This is a genomic window from Niallia sp. NCCP-28, from assembly GCF_023168165.1.
Taxonomy (GTDB): domain Bacteria; phylum Bacillota; class Bacilli; order Bacillales; family Cytobacillaceae; genus Niallia.
Window position 1 is genome coordinate 801,423 of the sequence record NZ_BQYJ01000002.1, and the last position, 24,414, is coordinate 825,836.

Here is a 24,414-nt window from a genome sequence, read left to right on the forward strand (position 1 = left end):
CGGGAAGTAGAGAAAAGGCTGAGACCCCGCAGGCGTGCCGAGGAGGCTCGGGCTTCCTCCCCGCGGAGAGGGAGTGTCTGTAGCGCAATGGAACGAATTAGTTTTTACACTTGACTATATGTAAAAACACAAGTAACCAAGATTGCGAAACTAGCCTTTATTTTAAAGCGAAAGTTAGAGATTATTCGTCTTTACAGATTATCTAATTAGTTGTGTCCTAACCTCGTTTTTGATGATTTTTTATAAAAGCAGAAAAAAAATTAAAAAAAGTTAACATTCGATGTAAGGGTATACAACGCCTTTATGGCGAGTTTTTTCAGTTTTTTGATTAAAAGAAGTATTTTGAATATATGAAAAAGTGTGTCAGAAAATATAACAAGTATATTAAAAACATCTTTTCTCTGTGTTAAAGTAAAGGAAACTTCTTGGGGGAGGAATTATAGTGAATAAAAAGAAATTAATTCTTGTTGGAAATGGGATGGCAGGGGTAAAAGCAATCGAAGAAGTTCTTAAAGTTTCAAAAGACGAGTTTGATATTACTATTTTTGGAAGTGAGCCACATCCAAACTATAATAGAATTTTATTATCAAAAGTTTTGCAAGGGGATACCAATGTTAGCGACATTACCTTAAACGATTGGGATTGGTATAAAAACAACAATATCACGTTACATACTGGTGAAACGGCAACTAATATAGATGTAGAGAATAAGAGGGTTGTTACAGATAGTGGAAGAATAGAAAAATACGATAAATTGATTTTAGCAACTGGTTCTGTGCCGTTTATGCTTCCGATTCCTGGCGCGGAAAAAGAAGGGGTAACGGCATTCCGTGATATAAAAGATACAGATATTATGTTAGAGGCTTCCAAAAAATATAAAAAGGCTGCCGTTATCGGCGGAGGTTTACTTGGATTAGAGGCAGCAAGAGGATTGCTTAATTTAGGAATGGATGTAACAGTTATCCATCTTGGCCCATTTTTAATGGAGCGTCAGCTTGATTTAACTGCTGGGAAATTATTGCAGAAAGAATTAGAAAAACAAGGAATGAAATTTTTATTAGAAACACAGACAGAACAATTTTTAGGCGAGGAAAGAGTAACAGGATTAAAGTTTAAAGATGGCACCACTCTAGACGCTGACTTAGTAGTAATGGCAGTTGGGATTAAACCAAATATCGAATTAGCAAAAGCTAGCAATATTCCAATAAATCGTGGAATCATTGTAAATGACTATTTGCAAACAGAAACTCCACATATTTATTCTGTTGGTGAATGTGCAGAGCATAGAGGAATACCATACGGATTAGTGGCGCCACTTTATGAACAAGCAAAAGTATTGGCAAGCCATCTATGCGGGAAAGAAACCAATCCATATGAGGGTTCTGTTTTATCAACACAATTAAAAGTATCTGGCGTAGAAGTGTTTTCAGCGGGCGATTTAACTGAAGATTCAGACAAAAAAGCGATTAAAGTATTTGATGAACAAGATGGAATTTATAAAAAGATTGTCCTTCGCGGAAACCAAATTGTTGGAGCAGTGCTTTTTGGAGACAGCAAAGAAGGAAATCGCTTGTTCTCGATGATTCAAAAAGAAGCAGATATTTCTGATACAGAAAAAATTACCATCTTACAGCCGATTGGAGAAGACGCTGGCGTAAGTTTAGTTGCAAGCATGAGTGCAGACGAAATTATTTGTGGATGCAATGGTGTATCAAAAGGAACAATAGTGGAAGCCATTCAAGGAGGCTGTTCTTCTATTGATGAGATTAAAGCATGTACAAGCGCTTCAAGATCTTGTGGCGGCTGTAAAGGTCTTGTTGGGGAATTATTGCAGCATACACTTGGCTCTGATTTTGATGCAACAAAGCAAAAAGAAGCAATCTGCAGCTGTACCAATCTTTCAAGAGAGGAAGTAGTCGAAGAAATCAAAGCAAAAGGCTTAAAACATACAAGAGAAGTAATGAATGTTCTAGGCTGGAATAGTGAAGAGGGCTGCTCCAAATGCCGTCCAGCTCTTAATTATTATTTAGCAATGGTTAATCCAATTGAATATAAAGATGAAAGAGATTCCCGTTTTGTAAATGAACGTATGCATGCAAATATCCAAAAAGATGGAACATATTCTGTTGTACCACGGATGTACGGCGGTGTTACAAATGCAAATGATTTAAGAAAAATTGCAGATGTAGTCGACAAGTATGAAATTCCTTTAGTGAAGTTGACTGGTGGTCAGCGCATTGACTTAATTGGGGTTAAAAAAGAAGATTTGCCAAAAGTATGGGGTGATTTAGATATGCCTTCAGGATTTGCTTACGGAAAGTCATTGCGTACAGTAAAAACATGTGTAGGTGAGCAATTCTGCCGATTTGGCACACAAGATTCCATGGGACTTGGCATTCGCTTAGAGCAAAAATTTGAAGGCTTGCAAACACCGCATAAAGTGAAGATGGCTGTATCAGCTTGTCCACGAAGCTGCGCAGAGTCTGGCTTTAAAGATATTGGCTTTATCGGTATTGATGGAGGCTGGGAAATTTATATTGGCGGAAACGGCGGTACACATGTACGCGGCGGGGATCTATTATATAAAGTTCAAACAGAAGAAGAGGTAATGGAAGTAACAGCAGCTTATTTACAATATTATCGCGAAACGGCTAATTACTTGGAAAGAACATCTGCATGGCTTGATCGTGTTGGTTTGGCACATGTGCAATCAGTACTTGATGACAAGCAAAAGCGCAAAGAGTTAACAGCAAGAATGGAAGAGACTTTATCTGTATATAAAGATCCTTGGAAGGAAATTGTTGAAAGCGAAAAAACAACAAAAGAATTATTTGAAAATGTCGTGATGTCTTAATCTATCCATACATCAAAAGGGGGAAAAATGATGGTAAACAAAGAATTAACAAAAATGCTTGTATGCAAATTAGAAGAACTTCCGAAAAGCTTAGGGAAAACAGTTCGCTATAAAGATAAAGAAATTGCGGTATTCAGATTGTCTGGCGGTTCGATTAGAGCAATTGAGAATCGCTGTCCACATAAAGGCGGGGTCTTGACAGAAGGCATTGTAAGTGGAGATCATGTATTTTGCCCGATGCATGACTGGAAAATATGTTTAGAAGATGGAAAAGTGCAAGAACCTGATACAGGATGCGTAAAAACATACAAAACAGCTGTGGAGGAGGATGATGTTTATCTTTTAATAGAAGATTAACAGTATAAACTCTATTGAAACAGTGAATCTATTAATAAATAGCAGTAACTTTAAAACCAAAAAATTCATATCCTTTTTCTATCAATAAAATGATATAGTAAATTCATAACATATGGATTTGGAGGAATAGGCAGTTGAAACGACTAGAAGGAAAACGAATTGCTTTAGCAGGCCAGCGAAAAGTGGAAGAACTGAGTAAATTAGTAAGTAATTTAGGCGGAGTGCCATTATCGCGTCCTACACAAGGAACCATTTTTTTAGATGATAGCAATTTAGAAGAAGACATAAAAACATTACTAGCAGGAAATTATGATTGGTTTATTTTCACAACCGGAGTAGGGACAGAAACATTATATAAAACGGCAGAAAAAATGGGGATGCAAGATGCATTTATTCACACTATTCAACAGTCTAATGTGGCGGCAAGAGGTTATAAGACAGTTAATATGCTGAAAAAGTTCAATATTATCCCAGATGTACGGGATGATGATGGCAGTACGGTTGGATTGGTAAGAGCTTTTGCGCCTTTTAATTTAAAAGGGCATAAAGTAGCATTGCAGCTGCATGGTGATCCTGCACCGAAATTAATCGAATATTTGCAGGAACAACAAGCTGAATTTAAAGAAATTCTTCCATATAAGCATATACCTCCGCAAACAGAAGTATTGGAGCAGCTTGTAGAAGAAATTTTGACGAACAAAGTAGATGCAGTCAATTTTACTAGTACACCACAAGCAAGGTTCCTATTTTCCTATGCAAGAGAGCAGAACGTATATCATGAATTATTGGAAGCTTTTGAAAATAATGTGGTAGCTGTTGCCGTTGGAAAGGTAACAGCAGCTGCATTAAGAGATGAGGGCGTAACTAGACTTGTTATTCCTAAAGAAGAAAGAATGGGGAGTGCCATTGTAGCTCTTGAGCAATTTTATAAACATAACGGCCAAATTAGCTGCTGACAAGAACAAAAATAAGTAACAAAGAAATTTGCCTGAAGGATAAGAGAGGATGACTGCATATGCAAAAAGGAAAAGTTTATTTAGTAGGAGCGGGCCCAGGAGATGGGGAGTTAATTACAGTAAAAGGACTTGAGGCCATTAAAAGGGCTGATGTCATTCTTTATGACCGCCTTATTAATCCAACTTTATTAGAACATGCACATGCAGAATGTGAATTTATCTATTGTGGAAAGCTTCCACATCGGCATTTTTTAAAACAAGAAGTGATCAATAGCCTATTAGTGGAAAAAGCATTAGAAGGAAAAATTGTTGTCCGCCTTAAAGGCGGTGATCCAAGCATATTTGGGAGAGTTGGAGAAGAGGCATTAGCTGTCAGCGAGCATGATATTGAGTTTGAAATGGTGCCAGGCATCACCTCTGGAATAGCCGCTCCCCTTTATGCAGGAATACCTGTAACGCATCGAGATTATGCTGGATCATTTGCAATTGTAACAGCACATGATAAGACGCCAAATGGAAAACCTGATATTGATTGGCAAGGATTAGTCAATAGTGTCCAAACGATGGTTTTTTATATGGGAGTAAAGAATCTTCAATATATTTGCGATAATTTAATAAGTCATGGGAAATCACAGGATACCCCTGTTATTCTTATTCAATGGGGAACATATGGCAGACAGAAAAGTGTAGAAGGAACATTGGCAACGATAGGAGAGCTTGCAGAGGATGCGAAAATTACCAATCCGGCCATCACTCTTGTAGGTGAAGTAGTTGCTATAAGGGAAAAAATCAGCTGGTTTGAAAAAAAACCGTTGTTTGGCAAACAAATAATGCTCATTCGAACAGGAACAGAAGAAAGCAAACTAGCAAAAGAATTAAAAGCACAGGGTGCAGATGTAATAGAGTTTCCGAAATGGAAAAAAGAAAAAGCGGCTGTTGATGACAACATCATAAGCACTATGGACGTGTATGAAAAGATCCTCTTTACTTCATCAGAAGCAGTTTATGATTTTTTTGCGATTCTAGTGGAGAACAAAATAGATATTCGGTCCTTAAAAGGTGTTCTTTATGGGCTATCTAGTAAAACGATAAGAGCACTAGAATCAAAAGGCTTTGCTGCATTTCTTTGTACAGAAATGAAACAGGAGGGGAAATTGCTTATTGTTGGAGATGATCAAATAAAAGAGGAAGAACCTTTATATACCATTCAATATGGAAAATATGAGCTTTTTATTACAAGCAAAAAAACAGTCGACACAAAGTTTGAGGATATTATGAAGCAACAGCTAGAGGAAGCGCAGATCGATACTTTATTATTACCAAGCAGTGCTTCAGTTCAGGTTTTTCTAAAAGAGGCAACTAAATTTGGTTTAGAAGGTTTAGCAAATAATGTGGAAATTGTCGCAATGGGGATGAAAACGAAGGAAATGGCTGATAGATATGGGATAAGTACACATCGAATGCCCGAAAAACCTACTGTTGAATCTTTAATCCATTGTTTAGCACTAGAAAAAGAATTAATAACTATATAAAAAGGAGCAATCCATAAGTCGATTTTTCGACAATTGGATTGCTCCTTTTTGTTTAAGATTATACTGATTTATCAATAGTTTCATCGGAGAGGACACTTAATCTTTTAGGAAATCTCTTTTTCTCTTTAAGTTAATGAGATACTGATTCTGTTATTGTTTCGACAATTATGATGTTTCCATCTTCAAGTTTTGCTGTTAAATCTGTTGCATATTGTTTGTCTAAAATAAAATCAGCTAAATGATCTTCAAGATGTTCTTGAATAGCACGTCTTAATGGACGAGCTCCAAAACTTGGATGTGTTCCTAATGCTACTAGCTTTTCTTTTGCATCTTCTGTAATGTGAAGAGTAATCTGCTGCTCTTTTAATGTTTCTGTTAACTCTGTTAATAATAAATCAGCTATTTGTAAAAGATGCGGTTTTTCTAATGACTTAAATTCAATAATGGCATCAAATCGGTTTAAAAACTCTGGTTTAAAGAAACTGCCCAATGACTGCAGTAAATTGCTTTCTTCCATGGCGGCATTTTTTTCAAAACCAACAACAATATTTTTATGGCCTACACCCGCATTGCTTGTCATAATAATTACGGTATCTTTGAAGCTGACAGTACGTCCTTGGCTATCAGTCAATCTGCCATCCTCTAGTATTTGCAAAAAGATGGATTGAACATCAGGATGGGCTTTTTCTATTTCATCAAGCAAGATAATGCTGTAAGGGTTTCTTCTTACTTGTTCTGTCAGTTGTCCTGCTTCCTCATGTCCTACATACCCTGGAGGAGAACCAATGATTTTTGCAATGCTGTGTTTTTCCATATATTCGCTCATATCAAGGCGAATCATACTGTCTTTTGTGCCGAATAATTCTTCTGCTAATGTTTTCGTTAATTCTGTTTTCCCAACACCAGTTGGTCCAACAAATAAGAAACTTCCAATTGGTCTATTTTTTGCTTTCAAACCAGCACGGCTTCTTTTAATTGCTTTAGCTACTTTGATAACTGCATCTTGTTGGCCAATCACTTTTTCAGCAAGGCGATCTGCTAAATTCTTCATTTTTTGCTGTTCATCCTGCTGTAATTTGCCAACTGGAATCCCAGTTTTCTTTTCAATTAACTCTTGAATCAAAGCTACATCAATGACTGGTTTTTCATCTATATTCGGATTATTTAAAGCAGCTTCCAACTGTTTTTCTTCTTGACGCAACTCTGCTGCTTTTTCATAATTTTCTTCTTTTAAAGCAGCCTCTTTTTCTTTTGCGATATTTACTAATCTGTTTTCAATTTCTTCTGTATTGGCATAATTAGATGAAAGGTTCATTTTTGAGCCGGCTTCATCTAATAAATCGATTGCCTTATCTGGCAAGAAGCGATCTTGAATATAACGATGAGATAGCTCTACACAAGCAGCTATTGCTGCCTCTGTATAAGTGACTTCATGGAATTTTTCATATTTATCCTTAATGCCATTTAAGATAGCAATTGCAGATGATACAGATGGCTCTGCAACTTGGATAGGCTGGAATCTGCGTTCTAATGCTGCATCCTTTTCAATTTGGCGATATTCCTTTAATGTAGTTGCCCCAATGATATGAAGTTCCCCGCGAGCTAAAGCAGGCTTTAAAATATTTCCTGCGTCCATGGATCCTTCTGCAGATCCTGCTCCGACAAGCTGATGGATTTCATCAATAAATACAATTACATTTTTTCTTTCTTGAATTTCTTGGATAATTTGTTTCATTCTTTCTTCAAATTGTCCGCGAATCCCTGTGTTTGTTACAAGGGATGCTACATCTAATAAATAGATTTCTTTATTTTTTAATTTTTTCGGTACAGAACCTTCAACGATTTTTAATGCTAAGCCTTCAGCGATAGCTGTTTTTCCGACACCAGGCTCCCCGATTAAAACAGGATTGTTTTTATTTCTTCTATTCAGTATTTCGATTACTCGATCTACTTCATTTTCTCTGCCTATTACAGGATCTATTAACCCAGCTCTAGCCAGATGATTTAAATTTTTACCGTAATTATCTAAAATGCCTTTATTATTTGAAGGAGTTTGATTAGCTGAATTCATTGCCCCTGCTTGATGCTGATTAAAGGATTTAAATAATTCATCAAAAGGGGAAGTGTGGAAAAACATTCCACTGGGATTAGATGTCATTTTTTGTTTTTCTTTTTGATAACAACTATGGCAAATATTTAATTGATGGCTTTCATTATTCGTAAAGTATTGCAGACTCACGTTTGCGTTGTTTTCTTGGCAAATTTGACATTTCATAAATATTTTCCTCCTTTTGAATTTGATCAATTTTGACCTTTTATGATGCTATTATACTTTGACCTTCTTTGATCTTCAAGTTTTTTGGTTGTGGAAAATTGTAGAAATATTAGAGGAAAAAACGAACTTTCTTGAAATCTTTGTTCTATTATGTAAAAAGAATAAGAATTAATCAATAAAAAAGCTCGTCTTTGTTTGTCCTCTCCGACATATAGTTAAAAGGAGGAGGGACTGGGGTGAAAAATAAATGGAATGCAGCCTTTCAATTAGCCGCTGTATATGTTGGTACAGTAGTTGGGGCCGGTTTTGCGACAGGGAAAGAAATAGTAGAGTTTTTTTCACAGTTTGGCTTTATTGGACTCATTGGCATTTTAATCAGCGGCGCTATCTTTAGTTATTTCGGATCAAAATTAATGAGAATTTCTGTAAAAATAAAAGCAAAATCTTATCAAGAGTTTACGATTTTTTTATTTGGAAAATGGATGGGAACGTTGATAAATATCATAATGCTTATTATGCTGATCGGTGTATGTGCAGTTATGCTGTCAGGAGCTGGGGCAATCTTTGAAGAACAGCTAGGTTTTTCAAAGGCGACTGGCGTTATCTTTACAATTGTTTTATCAATACTGGTAATGGCGGTAGGCATGAAAGGATTATTTGCTGTTAATACATTTGTCGTGCCTATTATGATCAGCTTCAGTTTTATTTTGTTTTTTTATACTGTGCAAATGCCTGATTTTGCTTCTCATATATTTATAGATAAAAATAGTAGTTGGAAAGCCTTTGCTTCTCCATTTTCTTATACAGCGCTAAATTTATCGTTGGCTATTGCTGTACTAGTGCCTGCCGCATCTGAAATAGGGGATGAAGATACAGTAAAATGGGGTGGGATTATAGGTGGATTTGCTTTAATGCTTATTTTGATTTCCAGTCATTTTACTCTTATTATGCTAGAGGATGTCAATCGCTATGCAATACCGATGGCTACTATTATGAGGACACTTGCTCCAAATCTTTCTTGGGTTTATATTCTGGTGATTTATGGTGAAATATTTACATCTGTTATTGGCAATGTCTATGGGTTAGAGAGGCAATTAAGGGGATATATCAGACTTCCAGGCATTATGATTATTGCAGTAATCTTTTTTATTTCCTATGCAATTAGCTTTATACACTATGGAACTTTGCTTTCTTGGTTATATCCATTATTTGGATATATTAGTTTGATTTTTTTACTGCTTTTAATGCTAAAACCTATTCCAGAAAATTAAGCATTTATTTACATAAAAAGAAGCAAGCACCAAAACAGACTACTAGGAGTTATGCTGCAAGGTGCTTGCTTTTATATACTTTAGTTAATGAGCGCTTGCAGCGGTGAAGGGATACGGCCGCCTCGATCAATTAATTTAGCTGAACTGAAAGGATTTACTCCCATAACTGGAGCACGTCCTAATAATCCTCCAAATTCAACCATTTCCCCTTCGTTTCTTCCAGGAACAGGAATAACGCGTACAGCGGTTGTTTTTTTATTAATCATGCCGATTGCTGCTTCATCAGCTATTATAGCAGATAAAGTTGCAGGTGTTACATCACCGGTTAGAGCAATCATATCCAAACCAACAGAGCACACACATGTCATCGCTTCTAGTTTTGACAAGGTTAAGCTGTTGTCTGTTATGCCGCGAATCATGCCATTGTCTTCACTTACAGGAATAAAGGCTCCGCTTAATCCACCAACATAAGAACTAGCCATTGCTCCTCCCTTTTTGACAGCATCATTCATTAGGGCAAGTGCAGCAATTGTACCATGTGTCCCTACCCGTTCTAAGCCGATTTCTTCTAAAATTTCGGCAACACTGTCATTAATGGCATTCGTTGGAGCAAGAGAAAGGTCCATAATTCCAAAAGGAACACCTAGTCTTTCTGCAACAACACGGCCGATTAATTCGCCTGCACGAGTAATTTTAAAAGTTGTTTTTTTTATGATGTCAGAAACTTCACCTAAATCTGCTTCTGGGTATTTTTTAAGCGCATTTAAGACAACTCCAGGACCGCTTACTCCAACATTAATGACAACTTCTCCTTCTCCAGCGCCATGAAATGCGCCAGCCATAAAGGGGTTATCCTCAACAGGATTACAGAAAACAACCAGTTTAGCACAAGCTAACCCATTGGTATCTTTTGTTTTTTCTGCTGCTTCTTTAATGATGATCCCCATTTGTTTAACAGCATCCATATTAATGCCAGTTCTTGTTGTTGCAACAGAAACAGAAGCGCAAACTCTATCAGTAACTGTTAATGCTTCTGGCAATGCATCTAGAAGTGTTTGGTCTGCTTTGGATATGCCTTTATGAACAAGAGCAGAATATCCCCCAATAAAATCGACATTTAAATCTTTTGCCGCTTTATCCAAAGTTTTTGCTAATTCAATTGCTTGTTCAACTGTTGCATGCCCTAGAATCTCCGCAATTGGTGTAATAGAGATGCGCTTATTGATAATTGGAATCCCGTATTCTTTTTCAACCGCTTCTGCAACAACTGTCAATTTGCTTGCATATGTAGTGATTTTTTTATATACAGCAGTATTCATTTTATCGAAATCAGAATCTGCACAATCATATAAACTAATTCCCATAGTAACAGTTCGGATATCAAGGTTTTCCATTTGAACCATGTTTATGGTTTCCATCATTTCATTTAATGCTATCTTCATTTAATATCCTCCTTCCTTATACACGGTGCATGGATTGAAAAATTTCTTCTAGCTGAATATTAATCTTTAATTGAAGTTCACTGCCAAGTGCATCCAATTGGCTGCGCAATTCATCTAGATTTTCATTATTTGTAATGTCTACAAGCATCATCATCGTAAAAAAATCTTGCAGAATGGTTTGGCTGATATCCAAAATATTAATATTATTTTGAGAAATTACAGTTGTTACTTTGCTGATGATACCAACTTGATCTTTTCCGATTACACTTACAACTGCGCGACGCTGCTGCATAAAAGTCACCTCATTTAAATTTATTTGTTTGGCTGAAAGTTTTATTAGAATAGCATTATGTTTAGCCAAACCAAGTAGAATTATTTGTTATAAAATTATATAAGTATATGAGTTTGCAAATGGATGGATGTGTTTACTATAAAACAATGGACATGAAAAAAGATTGGAGAATCTCCAATCTTCTAGGCGGGTCAACATCCAGAATAACAAACCATTACAATTAGTATGTATATGTTACTCTTCTGTCCTTTTACCTGAGATTGTGAATCCTTCGGTGCCGACATTGCGGTCTCTCCAGAAGCGGCTCCTGTTATAGTTTTATCCACAACAATCATCGCTAAAACTTTATATATCAAATATAAAGTGATGTTATCAGTTTTTTTCGAGATGGTCAATAACAAAAGAAAAACAATTTAAAAAAGTGAAAAAATAAATAGAGTTGGAAAATGAATACAAGAGGATAAAAAAACAGCAAGTGGTTCATTCTATGAAGACAGAAAGGGGGATGAAAGATGTCTAAATCACAGCGGGAGCAAGAGAGAGAATGGGCTGTCCGTAAGCAAAAACAAAAACCTCATGGGAAAGTAAAAACAAAAAAAGAACTTGCGGAAGAATAGCTGTTGCAAAAGCTTCCTTAACAATCTTTTTATTAGAATAATAAAAAGAAAAGAGGAACACTAGAAGCGGGGAATTTTTCATCCCCGCCAAATATCAGGTGATTTTTTATAGTTTTTAATGTTGCACGCTGCAAATCAGATGGACAAAAAAACAGCCCATATTTATGATTACTTCCTAATAATAAGGAGGAAAAGCGTTTACATTCATCGATTTTAAATGAGAAATATTCCCGCTTTTGGGGAGCATTATTTAATGACGGTATAGTTTTTATGATTGACAACGGTTCTTTGCTCTAATTCAAGATCGCGATAATTGTCCATATAGGTTAAATCGACAATTACAGAATTTTCATTAACCTTTTCTACAATACCTTGTAATCCTCTAAACTCAATTATATTTCCAACCTCGGCTCTTTTCACTTTCCTTCCACTCCTTACATTCAAATTGTATATAAATTCTGTATTTATAGTTTGCACTATCAGAATTTATTCGTAAAGAAATATGAATTGCTTGCAATATCAGTAACGATTAAAATATACATATACTATGATAATATGATGTATTTGGTGCACGCATGCTGATTATTGAATGGTGCAAATGAAAAAAAGAAAACTTTTTTGCTAAAATTATATTAAGGATAATTATACCATAAGATGTCAGCTGAATTTCTGCGGAAAAGTCGACATTTATCAACAATATTCTACAGAAAATCCAGGAGGTAATTTATATGGAGGAAAAAGATGTTTACAATTTGCTAGAACAACTGAAAAATGGGGAAGTAGAAAAAATCACAATAAAAAAGGAGGAATTTTTACAATTTCGCAAATATCTTGTTGAAAGAAATGATTTTAAATATTTTAGAGGAATTGCCTTAAGAGGTGGAGATGTAGCATATACTTATTTATCCACCCCACGAAGCTAAATGGTTGTGCAATAACATCTTCATGATGAAAGAAGTTGAATTTTTATTGCTTATGTTTTTTAATATTCAACCGTCATCTTAATTATTGAATAAGCTTAAAAAAACTTGGATGGACGATTGCTGGAAAAACATAGGGGCGCTTGAAAGAAGGTATAATTTAAGTTGTTTTTTTTAATCGAGCTTTTGCATACTCTTTTAGTTCTTCAATAATTTCTTTTTGTTTTTCTTGAGCATTTTGAGCTTGATAGCCATATATATATTGATTTAAGCGTTTTTTCTTCCAAGTAATATTGCCTGGAATAGAAATTCTTTTGTTTTTGATAGAAAAAATAATATAGAAGAGAATATGGTCACTATTGACAGGTAAATCTAACTGAGAAGCAAATTTCATGCCATTTGGACTAATGTCGATAATAGCTGCTTTTCCTATATTAAAAGTTGTTTCATCGTCTAATTTTTTTAATGTGATCTCTCCGTCGATTGGATCTGGAAATAGATAGCGAAATGGCTCTTCCCGTTTATATTTCATGCTTTTTCACCACGGCTTTTTATTTTGTTGTTAAAGGCTGGATAAATCTAATCTTTTAGCTGCGCTACATATGGAGGCTCAGCAAAAATTGTATCAAATTTTCAAATCTGTCTCTTTTAAATATATGACAACTTCGTTAAATATAAAATGATTATTTTTCTTTGAAAAAGATTTTTTGATTGTCTCCTAAAGAAAGAAATGCTATTCTTTTTTTGAGATGTTATTAAAATAAACTTAAAAACCTACATAATAGTTTTAAATTCCCTACATTATTTTGGGGAAATAAGAAGAAAATATAATAGTCAAATGAAAAGATTTGATAGAAAAGCTAAATATAGGACATACATTAAAAATAAACGGCAGTTTACAATCGTATCTGATTAATTATATAGTATTTAGTGGTTAGAATAAATCTTGACTAGTATTAAGGGGATTTAAGTTTAGCTGTTAAGATTACGCAATACATCTTATTTAATTTTTTATAAAAGGAGTTTGATTTACCAATGATAGTAAAAGAATTTAAAGTTATAGCAGATACAGGGATTCATGCTCGTCCAGCAACACTTCTAGTACAAGCAGCAAGCAAATTTGATTCTGAAATCCAATTAGAATATAAAGGGAAAAAAGTAAATCTGAAATCTATTATGGGCGTAATGTCATTAGGTATTGGGCAAGGGGCAGATATTGCAATTAGCGCTGAAGGCAATGATGAGCAGGATGCAATTAATGGGTTAGCAGAAACTTTAAAAACAGAAGGCTTGGCAGAATAATGAGTTTCTTACAAGGAATCGCAGCATCCAGTGGAATTGCTATTGCAAAAGCATATCGCCTAGTAGAACCAAATCTTTCTTTTGAAAAAACAACAATTGATAATGCTGAAAATGAAATCAATCGTTTTCAAGAAGCATTAAGCAAATCAAAGGGTGAATTAGACGCTATCCGCGAAAAAGCAAACAAGGAGCTTGGTGCAGATAAAGCCGCTATTTTTGAAGCCCATTTATTAGTATTAAGTGATCCTGAATTAATTGCACCTATCGAAGACAAAATCAAAACAGAATCTGTTAATGCAGAATTTGCGTTAAAAGAAACTACTGATATGTTTATTACTATGTTTGAATCAATGGATAATGAATATATGAGAGAACGCGCAGCAGATATTCGCGACGTTACAAAACGTGTGCTTTCCCACTTATTAGGCGTGCATTTAGCAAACCCAAGCATGATTTCGGAAGAAGTAGTGGTAGTGGCAGAAGATTTAACGCCATCTGATACCGCCCAATTAAATCGTCAATTTGTTAAAGGTTTTACAACAGATATTGGCGGAAGAACTTCACATTCAGCAATTATGGCTCGCTCATTAGAAATTCCTGCTGTTGTTGGAACAAAAAAAGCAACAGAAGAAATCCAAAATGGCGATTTGGTTATTGTTGATGGATTAAAAGGTGAAATCCATATTAATCCAACTCCAGAAATAGTGGCAAGCTATGAAAAAACAGCTGCACAATATGAAGAGCAAAAAGCGGAATGGGCTAAACTTGTGAACGAAAAAACAGTTAGCGCTGATGGAGTTCATGTAGAATTAGCAGCAAATATTGGTACACCAAATGATTTAGAAGGTGTTATTAATAATGGCGGGGAAGCGGTTGGATTATACCGTACAGAATTCTTATATATGGGAAGAGATCAACTTCCAACAGAAGATGAGCAGTTCGAATCTTATAAAGCTGTTCTTGAAGGCATGAAAGGGAAACCAGTAGTTGTTCGTACATTGGATATCGGTGGAGACAAAGAACTTCCATATTTAGATTTGCCAAAAGAAATGAACCCATTCCTTGGTTTCCGTGCAATTCGTTTATGTCTAGAGGAGCAGGATATTTTCCGTACTCAATTGAGAGCATTGCTTCGTGCAAGCTCATATGGTAACTTAAAAATCATGTTCCCAATGATTGCGACATTAAATGAGTTCCGTGCTGCAAAAGCGCTTTTAGAAGAAGAAAAAGCAAACTTAACTGCAAGTGGAACAAAAGTGGCAGATAAGATTGAACTTGGAATTATGGTAGAGATTCCTTCAACAGCAGTTCTTGCAGATCAATTTGCAAAAGAAGTAGATTTCTTTAGTATTGGAACAAATGATTTGATTCAATACACAATGGCTGCAGACCGTATGAATGAAAGAGTATCTTATTTATATCAACCATACAATCCATCTATTTTGCGTTTGGTTAAAATGGTTATTGATGCTGCACACAAAGAAGGAAAATGGGCTGGAATGTGTGGAGAAATGGCTGGAGATGAAACGGCAATTCCGTTGTTGTTAGGTTTAGGATTAGATGAATTCTCTATGAGTGCTACATCTATCTTAAAAGCACGTGCTCAAATCCTGCACCTTTCCAAAACAGAAATGGAAGAATTGGCAGCAAAAGCATTACAGATGTCTACTACAGAAGAAGTAATGGAAGCTGTTAAAACTGCTGCAAAACTTTCATAAAAAAATAAAAATTAATGTTTACTTATAATAAAAAAGGGTAAAAATATTATAAGCACAGGCGCTTATCAATTTTTAAAGTTGCCTTAGGGCTATTCTCATTTTCCCCTTTTTGGCCGACTGATTTTAGATAATCAGTCGGTTTTTTTGCGGGAAATTATTATTTGTTAAAGGCTGTTTTTAAAAGGAAAAGCGTGGGAAACAGATCTCAGGAGCCTGTGTATACACGCAAAATTCTATGGGAATGGGTAAAAGATGAGGCCCTACAGAAGGAGTCCAATAGGGAAGAGGAGGCTTGATGCTCGCTTAAAATGTATGTATGCTGACTGCTGCATGCAAAGGCCATAATCTATACAGAAACAACCTTATTAAAATATATTAGTTTATGGAATGTTCATATTCATAGAAGGCAATTCATGCTATCATTAATTAGAATACATAAAAAGAAACAATTACTATTAGGGAGTGTGAAATGATATGGTGTCACAAGAAAATAGTATAATTGGTTTTGTCGGTACAGGGGTTATGGGCAACAGTATGGCAAAAAATTTGCTTGCAAAAGGGTATGGTGTGTTTGTTTACAATAGAACAAAAATGAAAGCAGAAGAATTGCTTTCTTTAGGTGCAAAATGGGCTGATACGCCAAAAGAAGTGGCTGAAAAAGCAAATATTATTATTACAATTGTTGGGTATCCATCTGATGTAGAAGAAGTTTATCTTGGAGAAAACGGCATTCTATCTCATGCAAAAGAAGGAAGCTACACGATTGATATGACAACTTCTACACCCAGTTTAGCAAAAAAACTCTTTGAAGAAGGAAAAAAACATGGTATTTATGTAGTAGATGCACCTGTTTCTGGTGGAGATATTGGAGCTAGAGAAGGAAAGTTATCCATCATGGTCGGTGGGGAATCAGCTGCTTTTCAAGCGTTAGCGCCAGTTTTTGAAGTACTAGGCACAAATATTGTGTATCAAGGAGAAGCAGGTGCGGGGCAACATACAAAAATGTGTAATCAAATAGCAATTGCCTCTAATATGGTTGGGGTTTGTGAAGCAATTGTTTATGCTGAGAAGGCAGGATTAGATCCAGATACTGTGCTAAAAAGCATTTCTACAGGTGCTGCGGGAAGTTTCTCTTTGAGCAATCTTGCTCCTCGAATGATTAAAGGGGACTTTGAACCGGGATTTTATATTAAGCATTTTATAAAAGATATGCGCATTGCTCTTGAAGAAGCAAAATTAATGGGAATGGATGCTCCTGGTTTACAGCTTGCAGAGAATTTATACAGCAGACTATCGCGACTTGGAGAAGATGAAAGCGGCACACAAGCACTTTATAAATATTATCAACAATATAGCAGTTCCGCTATATAGGCTAGGCTGAATTAAAAAGGAGAAGCAGTGAGATTTGTCTACTGCTTCTCCTTTTTGGTATGGGACTAACAGGAAAAGTTGTTTGTGACATAAAAATTTCGGTTTTTGCCGGTCAAAAGCTCTATCAGTACAAATAATCAATCTGTGGAAGAAAAATAACTTAATTAATAGAAGTAAAATGGGCAGAAATTCAGTAGCCGTAATCCCAATCAATTTCATTTTCACAAAAATAGGAAAACTTTGTAGCATGCAAAAAAATCGTTTGCTTACTTTTTGCAGTCTGCAATAATTGGAAGTCTGTTATATCGATATTTTCTAAAAATGTAACAGATGAATCTTCATGAAAAAGAATAGCTGTGCCTGTCATTGATTTTCCCCTCTCTTTATCTAATATGGTATAGAATACTATCTCCCCAGTTAATGGGAGGGAAATCACTTGCTGATTAGAAATATTTCTTTATATATGTATCGTATTCTGCTTGCGCAAAAACGTCTAGATGATTGTTATATATTTCACAAAATAGTAATTAATTTTAAAAAAATAATTGAAAATTTGCATGTTTTGGAAAGAACAGAAATTTAGCAAAGGCTAATATGCTGAATGAAGAGAAAAAAGCTTCTTTTGCAAGTTTACATGAAAAGAAAAGGAATGGAATAATATAAATGGAGTGAAAATATTAAGAAACACAGAAGGAGAAATGATGATGGAAGAGCAGTTGAATAAAAGGAACAATAAAAAAGGATTAGCTCTATATTTTTCTTTGCCTGTATTATCTTGGGCCCTATATGATGCAGCGAATACAATTTTTTCCTCTAATATTAACACTATTTTTTTCCCCCTTTATTTACAGGAGGCGATTGGTTCAAATGAAGTGCAAACTCAACTGGCAAGTACATTTATTTCTTATGCCAATGCAATAGCTAGCTTCCTATTAGTTATATTTTCTCCCTTATTTGGTGTAATGATGGATCGTACTGGCAAGAAGAAGAAATATATTATTGTATTTACGCTGCTTGCGGTGTTTTGTACTGCTGGGATGGGAGTGATAGCAAAAAGCAATAATTTTTCTACAACGATTTTATCGATGCCCTTGTCTTTATTATTAGTTATTATTTTATTTGTGTTGGCCAAGTTTTTTTATCATTCCAGTTTAGTATTTTACGATAATAGCATTTCTGACTTAGGAACAAAAGAACAGATTCCGGTTATCTCAGGATTTGGTGTTGCAGTAGGGTACTTAGGAACCTTAATTGGATTAGTTGTCTATTTATTTGTGGAAGACAGCAAATTCTATCAAGCATTTCTTCCTACTGCGTTTTTATTTTTCCTTTTTTCCTTGCCTTTGTTTTTCTTTATGAAAGAAGCTCCAGCAGAAAAGCAAACATCATTTTCTTTTTTTTCCGGCTATAAAGATATTTATGAAACATTTAAACAAATCAAAACATATAGGAAGATTTTTCTTTTTATGATAGCTTACTTTTTTTTGAATGATGCAATTGCAACAACAGTCGCCATGATGGCAGTGTATGCAAAAGCAGTTATTGGATTTAGTACAGCCAAATTTATTTTCCTGTATTTAGTTTCTACTATTTCAAGCATTATTGGGTCCTTTATATTTGGCTATATTGCAAAATATAAAGGATCTTACTTATCTGTCAAATATGTTGGTATGCTGCTAATAGTTGCATTAGTTATGGCCACCTTTGCCTTTAGCGAGTATTTGTTTTGGATTGCAGGAAGTTTGTTTGGGATAGCCTTAGGGAGTATGTGGGTTACTACCAGATCTTATATTGTGGAAATAACGCCAGAGGAAAAAAGAGGACAGTTTTTTGGCTTATTTGCTTTTTCGGGAAAAGTTTCTTCAGTAATGGGACCTTTTTTATATGGCACCATCACACTTCTTTTTGCAGACTTAGGGGCACTTGCTAGCAGAATAGCTTTAGGCTCGCTTATTTTATTAACTGTTATCGGTCTATACGTACATTCCCTAATTAAGGAATAGGGGGAATTGAATGAATATTCTCGTAATTTCAGCGGAGTTTTACAAAGAAAGACAGATTTCTGCTTCAGAAACATAGAAACTAGTCGATAAAAAGAGTATATATTTCTATTTCGCAACATTTATTGCATCAGCAAGAGAAGAATATTATTAATCAAGAAAAAATGATTTAAATAATATCTATAAAGTGAAACTTTAATCAGCGGAGGTTATTTTACCCCTCTCCCAATCTTTTAGGAGGGGGCATACTTTCTGTGGATGGGGACAAAGTTTCTAAAAAGGAGCAGGAGAATGAAATGAAAAACGAAAGAGGAATTTTATTAGAGAGTGGTACAAACGAGCTGGAAATCGTAGAATTTTCAGTTGGCAACAATAAATTTGGTATCAATGTTATCAAAGTAAAAGAAATTATTAACCCAGTTTCCGTTATTCCAATTCCTCACTCACATCCATATGTGGAAGGAATTATGGAGTTAAGGGGAGAAGTGCTGCCTGTTGTCAATTTGGCCAGTGTATTAGGTTATCCGCCTTCAAACAACTCTGAAAAGGATAAGTTTATTGTTTCTGAGTTTAATAAGATGAAAGTTATCTTTCATGTTCATCATGTGAATCAAATTCATCGTATTTCCTGGGAGAATATTGAAAAGCCTACAGGGATGTATCAAGGGGCAGATAGCCAAATCATTGGTGTCATTAAATTTGCTGGAGAAATGATCTTATTATTAGATTTTGAAAAAATATTGGTTGATATTAATCCAGATTCAGGCATCAATGTACAACAAGTAAAAAAACTAGGGAAAAGGGAACGGAGCAATAAACGATTGGTAGTTGTCGAGGATTCGCCGCTGCTTAGAAAATTGTTGGAAGATACATTAATAGAAGCAGGCTTTTACAACATAGAATTTTTTGAAAATGGTTTGGAGGCACTGAACTATTTGGAGAAGGAAAGCAGAGATAAAGATATCCAGGATGCTGCACAATTAATTATTACAGATATTGAAATGCCGCAAATGGACGGACATCACCTAACAAAACGAATAAAGGATAATCCGCAATTAGCGCATCTGCCAATTATTATTTTTTCTTCTTTAATTACAGAAGATTTGAGACATAAAGGGCAGCAAGTTGGAGCGAATGGGCAAGTGAGCAAACCAGATATCGCTGAATTAATTTTGCTAGTGGATAAATATGTATTATAAATGTTTGCTTTGCTGTAAAAATTTGCTGGGATTGACATAAAAATATTCGTTTTCACAATGGAAAGAAGTATCATTTTATATAAATAGTATTTGCTAATATAGCAACTAGAAATACGGTGAAAGTTTAATAGCTCTCACCGAGTTTTTTAAATACAGGTTTTTCGTATTTTTTCTTTTTTGCATTGTTGTCTGGAGATGCTTCTTTTAATCCTGTGTAATAAATGAGAAGTTTTTTTGCTTGATTTAAGGAAAGAGTTGCTTTGGGATTTCGGACGTCAGTGCGTAAGGAACCTAAATGAGGCAAGTCACGGAAATCTTGTTTTGTGGGAGGTAAATGAAACATATACTTTCCGCATTCGACTAAAATGTCTGATTGTTGCTGGCTATTTTTTGGGTTGCCGGAGAAGTGGAGACCAACTTTTTTTGCTTTCCCTTCTTTTAATAACTTTTCCAAGCTAGTTTGTTTTAATTTATAAAGAAATTTTGGATCGGTAGCTGTTTTTGCGTGACGATTTACAATAAAAATTGCCTGTGTAAGATTATCAATTGTTGGCTGTAAATTTGTTTTGTATGGCTGGTGTCTATTCATTTCTTTGATAACTCCTTTCAGAATAGGTATAGAATACAAGCTATTATACTATTTTTATAAAAGAAAAGAAATGCCTTAAAAAGTATGTTTCTAAATATTAGGGGTCATTAAAGACTGATGTTGATGATTGGTCCATTCTTGAGCAATAATCATGCATTAACAGGCTTTTGATTCTCATTTAAGAGATGATAAGAGCTTAGGTGGGAGAAGATACCTGTAAAATCCTGTTTGTTTTAACTAACAATCAGGGGAGGATCGAGAAAATGCTACTAGCTGTTCGTTTCCCTTTAATAGAAACTGAATCAGCTCTCCTGTTTTATCGTTTAAAAATCATTCTAATGAATAAAATAGCTGCTTGGTGGAATTGTTCCTCTTTTGTTTGATCTAACTAGAAGAATATACATATATTTTAACATCTTGTGGAAAATATGCCTAATTAACTGGAAAAGTCGGTACTGTCAGCTAATAATAGAATTTTGCACAGACTATAAGGGTGAGTTTAAATGAAAGAAAATAATAACCTAATAGAGTATTTGAATAAAAAAGACGCCATGTCATTTAAATTAGAGCGTATTGTGTTTGAAATTATGTTTAAACATATAAAAGATAGAATTTTTGTAATGAAGGCAGAAGCTGGTCCTATTTTTCGCTATATTTTTGTAAATGAAGAAGCGTATAAATGTACAAACATTCCTCTAAACTATATTGGTAAAACAATGAAAGAAGTATTGGGAAAAGAGGTATATAAGAGGCTTCAGAAAGAATATATTAAAGTGCTGCATCAAAAAAAAGAGCATGTTTTTATAGAGGAGTTGACAAGGAACGGAAGCTGCTACTACGGAGAATGTGTTTTAACGCCTATATCTGATGAGAATGGCGAAGTGAGGTTTATTGTTGGAATCACAAGAGATATTACTCAGTTAATCATAGAGCAAAAGAAACTAATAGAAAGGGAACAGCATTATCGTTCTATTGTTGAGAACAATTTGGATGCAATATTTGCAGTGGATTTAGATGGCAGCATCCATGATATCAATCCAGCAGGAGAAAAAATACTAGGATGCACATATGGTCAAATGAAAGGGAAAAAGATAGTTCATTTGATTACAGGAAAAAATGCTCCCTTATTTGAAAAGCTATTTGTCATATGCCAAACAACAAAAACTTCTCAATCGTTAAATTGTTTAGTAAGTCAAAAAAGCAGCTTTTTGCCAGTTCATATTAGAATGATTCCAAGTGTTGTCCATCAAGAAATGCGGGGAATTTATATTATTATGAAAGATATGTCGGAAAAAACAAAATCAGCTGAAAAAATTCGTTTTTTAGCGTTTCATGATCAATTGACAGGTCTTTATAATAGAAGAGCGCTTTTGGAAGAATTGCAGGTGGAAATTAATAAGGCACAGGAAGCCGGAACACAATTTGCCCTGCTTACAATTGATTTAGACCGTTTTAAATATATAAATGACAATTTTGGACATATTGTTGGAGATCAAATTTTAATAAAAGTTGCAGACCGTTTGTTGGAATTTGCTGATTATCGATTAAGTGTATTCCGCCAAGGTGGCGATGAATTTAATATTTTGCTTATTGAGACATCGAAGGAAGAGACGAGCCTTCTTGCGGAAAGCATTTTGTCTCGGTTTACAGAATCTTTTTGTTTGCATGCACAAGAATATTATATCACTCCAAGCATTGGAATCAGCATGTTTCCTATAGATGGAGCTGGTGAAGAAGCGTTAATTAAAAATGCAGATGAAGCACTTTTTCGAGTGAAGGAGCGGGGGAAAGCCCATTATCAATTTTATCGCTCTGAAATGAATAGGAAAGAGAAAAATGTAGTATCCCTCGAAACGAATTTAAGAAAAGCTATTCAACGACATGAGCTAACATTATATTATCAGCCGCAAGTTAATCTGAAAAATAAGAAGTGTGATAGTTTTGAAGCGCTTTTAAGGTGGAACAGCCCAACACTAGGTTTAATATCTCCTGCTGATTTTATTCCATTAGCAGAGGAGACTGGCTTAATCATTCCTATTGGAAGCTGGGTAATTGAGACAGCTTGCAAACAAATAAAAAATTGGAGCAAACAGTTTAGAAAAGATATTCGTATTGCCGTAAATATTTCTCCCAAACAGTTTCAGCAGTCCAATTTTATTGATATGGTCAAAAGTTCAATTGAAAAATATTCGATTCAGCCATCTTCCTTAGAAATTGAAATAACAGAAGGAGCAATGCAAAATACGCTGGAAGCCATCCCTGTTCTTAAAGGATTAAAAGATCTTGGTGTAGTCATTTCTGTAGATGATTTTGGAACAGGGTATTCCTCCCTAAGCTATATAAAACAATTTCCAATTGATGTGTTGAAAATAGATCAATCTTTTGTTAAAGATGTTTTGGAAAACGATAAAGATGCTGCTATTACTACAACAATCATTCATTTAGGTCAAAATTTAGGAATGGAAGTAATTGCAGAGGGGGTTGAAAGGAGAGAACAGGCAGATTTTTTATTAGCAGCCAATTGTCATAAAGCACAAGGTTTTTATTTTTCCAAACCTTTGCCTAGCGAGGAAATAAATCAACTATTTCAGCATCAAAGTTTTCGAAACAACATAATTATAGAAAAGAAAGGGGATTAAGCTTAAGGATACATTTATAAGGAAAGTAATGATAAATACAGCTAAAAACGTTTATTCAGCAGGAGCATGTTCAGAGATTTAGGAGGTTAGACCTTATCTTCTTCCACAAGCAGGATAAGGTCTAACCTGAATAGCTGACATTTGTTAATGGTAGCTTATTGCTCTTGATTTAAGTGCATGCCAAGATTGAATAAATTGATGTTTATTAACTCTAACATTTTTTCTCCCTGATAAAGGGTCGTTTAAGAATACAAAGTTTTTATTATAGCCGACTAAAACAACCGCATGCAAGTCAAGTGGTGTTTTTATCGTTTTTTCTTTATGTTCCCATGACTCCCATCTGTCAGGAAGACGATAATCTCCTGTAGTCCATACAACAACCGGAAATCCCTTTTTAACATGGTTTTCAAGGTGAGTGAAAGGTTTTCCAGTCAGATTAACAGCACGATTTGGAAGGTATACATTTACTAAATCCTCCATCGGTTTATCGAAAACGGCGTAGCCAGCATTTCTCCCTGTCATATCACCAACAAACCCTACAGCAGGATCTCCCCACTTTACAATATTTCCTTGTTTTTTTATAAGTGGATCGGAATCCTTTTTGATTTTTTTATACAACTCCATTTTGGATGTTTGTACTCCGGCATAATTTAGCACCATTGTTAAACTTGTTACTTCACAGCCATATCTTAATTCGGGGTTTTGCTTGACTAAAGGGACATTCAATAAGATTGATTCATTTGCGGCTATCATAGAAGAATGCATAATGCCTTTTTCTAGTTGCAAGGAGTTATTTGCTTCATCTATAGCAACATTTTCAATGGTTTTCCATGTGAATGGAAGATTGCTTAAACTTAAAGCCAAACATAATAATTTTAATTGGTGCATAGGATACCTTCTTTCCTATGCCGACTCCTATATTTAGGATAATCTATTTGCTTGATTTTTATTGCAAAACAATTTTTCCATTATCATATGTTAGATCATTTTCCTTTTTGATGCAAAAAGGAAAAAAGCGAATGCGAATATTGCAGAATATTGTGTTATTATCAGATGAATTTCTGTATAACTATGGTATAA

General features: G+C 34.9%; 21 protein-coding genes and 1 riboswitch. Of the genes, 13 read left to right on the forward strand and 8 right to left on the reverse strand.

What is annotated here, in order from left to right; genetic code table 11:
• Positions 1–442: 442 nt before the first annotated feature.
• The 4 genes from nirB (at position 443) to cobA (ending at position 5,699) form a co-directional block, all read left to right on the forward strand.
• The gene (gene nirB, locus NCCP28_RS08370) at positions 443–2,854 is read left to right on the forward strand and encodes a nitrite reductase large subunit NirB (RefSeq protein WP_248560936.1); all 2,412 of its coding nucleotides are present in this window, start codon (positions 443–445) and stop codon (positions 2,852–2,854) included.
• Between the two features lie 30 nt (positions 2,855–2,884).
• Complete coding sequence (gene nirD, locus NCCP28_RS08375) at positions 2,885–3,211, forward strand: nitrite reductase small subunit NirD (protein WP_248561134.1); 327 nt, start codon at positions 2,885–2,887, stop codon at positions 3,209–3,211.
• Positions 3,212–3,345: 134 nt separating this feature from the next.
• Complete coding sequence (locus tag NCCP28_RS08380; RefSeq protein WP_248560937.1) at positions 3,346–4,167, forward strand: uroporphyrinogen-III synthase; 822 nt, start codon at positions 3,346–3,348, stop codon at positions 4,165–4,167.
• A 59-nt stretch (positions 4,168–4,226) separates the two neighbouring features.
• Positions 4,227–5,699: a uroporphyrinogen-III C-methyltransferase gene (gene cobA, locus NCCP28_RS08385; RefSeq protein WP_248560938.1), complete on the forward strand. Its 1,473-nt coding sequence runs from the start codon at positions 4,227–4,229 to the stop codon at positions 5,697–5,699.
• 130 nt (positions 5,700–5,829) lie between these two features.
• Here cobA and NCCP28_RS08390 read toward each other — a convergent pair whose 3' ends face one another.
• On the reverse strand, positions 5,830–7,974 hold the full coding sequence (locus tag NCCP28_RS08390) for an ATP-dependent Clp protease ATP-binding subunit (RefSeq protein WP_248560939.1): 2,145 nt from the start codon (positions 7,972–7,974) through the stop codon (positions 5,830–5,832).
• 236 nt (positions 7,975–8,210) lie between these two features.
• Between NCCP28_RS08390 and NCCP28_RS08395 the strand changes: the two genes are divergently transcribed.
• Positions 8,211–9,245 (forward strand): YkvI family membrane protein, encoded by a 1,035-nt coding sequence (locus tag NCCP28_RS08395; protein WP_248560940.1) that lies wholly within the window; start codon positions 8,211–8,213, stop codon positions 9,243–9,245.
• 80 nt (positions 9,246–9,325) lie between these two features.
• On the opposite strand, the gene NCCP28_RS08400 is transcribed toward NCCP28_RS08395, so the two are convergent.
• Together NCCP28_RS08400 and NCCP28_RS08405 are read right to left on the reverse strand one after the other, a co-directional pair.
• Positions 9,326–10,687 carry a PFL family protein gene (locus NCCP28_RS08400; RefSeq protein WP_248560941.1) on the reverse strand — a complete coding sequence of 454 codons (1,362 nt, stop codon included), beginning with the start codon at positions 10,685–10,687 and terminating at the stop codon, positions 9,326–9,328.
• 16 nt (positions 10,688–10,703) lie between these two features.
• Positions 10,704–10,979: an ACT domain-containing protein gene (locus tag NCCP28_RS08405; RefSeq protein WP_248560942.1), complete on the reverse strand. Its 276-nt coding sequence runs from the start codon at positions 10,977–10,979 to the stop codon at positions 10,704–10,706.
• Between the two features lie 232 nt (positions 10,980–11,211).
• Positions 11,212–11,287, reverse strand: a riboswitch (glycine riboswitch).
• 204 nt (positions 11,288–11,491) lie between these two features.
• Between NCCP28_RS08405 and NCCP28_RS08410 the strand changes: the two genes are divergently transcribed.
• The gene (locus NCCP28_RS08410) at positions 11,492–11,596 is read left to right on the forward strand and encodes a DUF6254 family protein (protein WP_248560943.1); all 105 of its coding nucleotides are present in this window, start codon (positions 11,492–11,494) and stop codon (positions 11,594–11,596) included.
• A 246-nt stretch (positions 11,597–11,842) separates the two neighbouring features.
• On the opposite strand, the gene NCCP28_RS08415 is transcribed toward NCCP28_RS08410, so the two are convergent.
• Positions 11,843–12,016, reverse strand: a complete 174-nt coding sequence (locus tag NCCP28_RS08415) for a YkvS family protein (protein ID WP_101178749.1) — start codon at positions 12,014–12,016, stop codon at positions 11,843–11,845.
• A 308-nt stretch (positions 12,017–12,324) separates the two neighbouring features.
• On the opposite strand from NCCP28_RS08415, the gene NCCP28_RS08420 reads away from it, so the two are divergent.
• A complete protein-coding gene (locus tag NCCP28_RS08420) occupies positions 12,325–12,519 on the forward strand; it encodes a hypothetical protein (RefSeq protein ID WP_248560944.1) in 195 nt (64 codons plus the stop codon).
• Between the two features lie 157 nt (positions 12,520–12,676).
• On the opposite strand, the gene NCCP28_RS08425 is transcribed toward NCCP28_RS08420, so the two are convergent.
• Entirely contained in the window at positions 12,677–13,048 is a 372-nt protein-coding gene (locus NCCP28_RS08425; RefSeq protein WP_248560945.1) for a PilZ domain-containing protein, read from the reverse strand.
• A 503-nt stretch (positions 13,049–13,551) separates the two neighbouring features.
• Between NCCP28_RS08425 and NCCP28_RS08430 the strand changes: the two genes are divergently transcribed.
• From NCCP28_RS08430 to NCCP28_RS08440, 3 genes are all read left to right on the forward strand, one after another.
• Positions 13,552–13,818 carry a phosphocarrier protein HPr gene (locus tag NCCP28_RS08430; RefSeq protein WP_282579536.1) on the forward strand — a complete coding sequence of 89 codons (267 nt, stop codon included), beginning with the start codon at positions 13,552–13,554 and terminating at the stop codon, positions 13,816–13,818.
• Positions 13,818–15,536, forward strand: coding sequence for a phosphoenolpyruvate--protein phosphotransferase (gene ptsP / locus NCCP28_RS08435; RefSeq protein WP_248560946.1), 1,719 nt, complete (start codon positions 13,818–13,820; stop codon positions 15,534–15,536). The genes NCCP28_RS08430 and ptsP overlap by 1 nt, the downstream gene beginning before the upstream one ends.
• A gap of 474 nt (positions 15,537–16,010) precedes the next feature.
• A complete protein-coding gene (locus NCCP28_RS08440) occupies positions 16,011–16,907 on the forward strand; it encodes an NAD(P)-dependent oxidoreductase (RefSeq protein ID WP_248560947.1) in 897 nt (298 codons plus the stop codon).
• Positions 16,908–17,097: 190 nt separating this feature from the next.
• On the opposite strand, the gene NCCP28_RS08445 is transcribed toward NCCP28_RS08440, so the two are convergent.
• Positions 17,098–17,274 carry a hypothetical protein gene (locus NCCP28_RS08445; protein ID WP_248560948.1) on the reverse strand — a complete coding sequence of 59 codons (177 nt, stop codon included), beginning with the start codon at positions 17,272–17,274 and terminating at the stop codon, positions 17,098–17,100.
• A 337-nt stretch (positions 17,275–17,611) separates the two neighbouring features.
• On the opposite strand from NCCP28_RS08445, the gene NCCP28_RS08450 reads away from it, so the two are divergent.
• A complete protein-coding gene (locus tag NCCP28_RS08450) occupies positions 17,612–18,910 on the forward strand; it encodes an MFS transporter (protein ID WP_375709377.1) in 1,299 nt (432 codons plus the stop codon).
• A gap of 293 nt (positions 18,911–19,203) precedes the next feature.
• Entirely contained in the window at positions 19,204–20,106 is a 903-nt protein-coding gene (locus tag NCCP28_RS08455) for a chemotaxis protein (RefSeq protein WP_248561137.1), read from the forward strand.
• Positions 20,107–20,230: 124 nt separating this feature from the next.
• Here the strand turns inward: NCCP28_RS08455 and NCCP28_RS08460 are convergent, their stop codons facing one another.
• Positions 20,231–20,695 (reverse strand): YkyB family protein, encoded by a 465-nt coding sequence (locus tag NCCP28_RS08460; RefSeq protein ID WP_248560949.1) that lies wholly within the window; start codon positions 20,693–20,695, stop codon positions 20,231–20,233.
• A gap of 503 nt (positions 20,696–21,198) precedes the next feature.
• Between NCCP28_RS08460 and NCCP28_RS08465 the strand changes: the two genes are divergently transcribed.
• Complete coding sequence (locus tag NCCP28_RS08465; RefSeq protein ID WP_248560950.1) at positions 21,199–23,334, forward strand: sensor domain-containing protein; 2,136 nt, start codon at positions 21,199–21,201, stop codon at positions 23,332–23,334.
• Positions 23,335–23,478: 144 nt separating this feature from the next.
• Here the strand turns inward: NCCP28_RS08465 and NCCP28_RS08470 are convergent, their stop codons facing one another.
• Complete coding sequence (locus NCCP28_RS08470) at positions 23,479–24,222, reverse strand: C39 family peptidase (protein ID WP_248560951.1); 744 nt, start codon at positions 24,220–24,222, stop codon at positions 23,479–23,481.
• Positions 24,223–24,414: the final 192 nt, after the last annotated feature.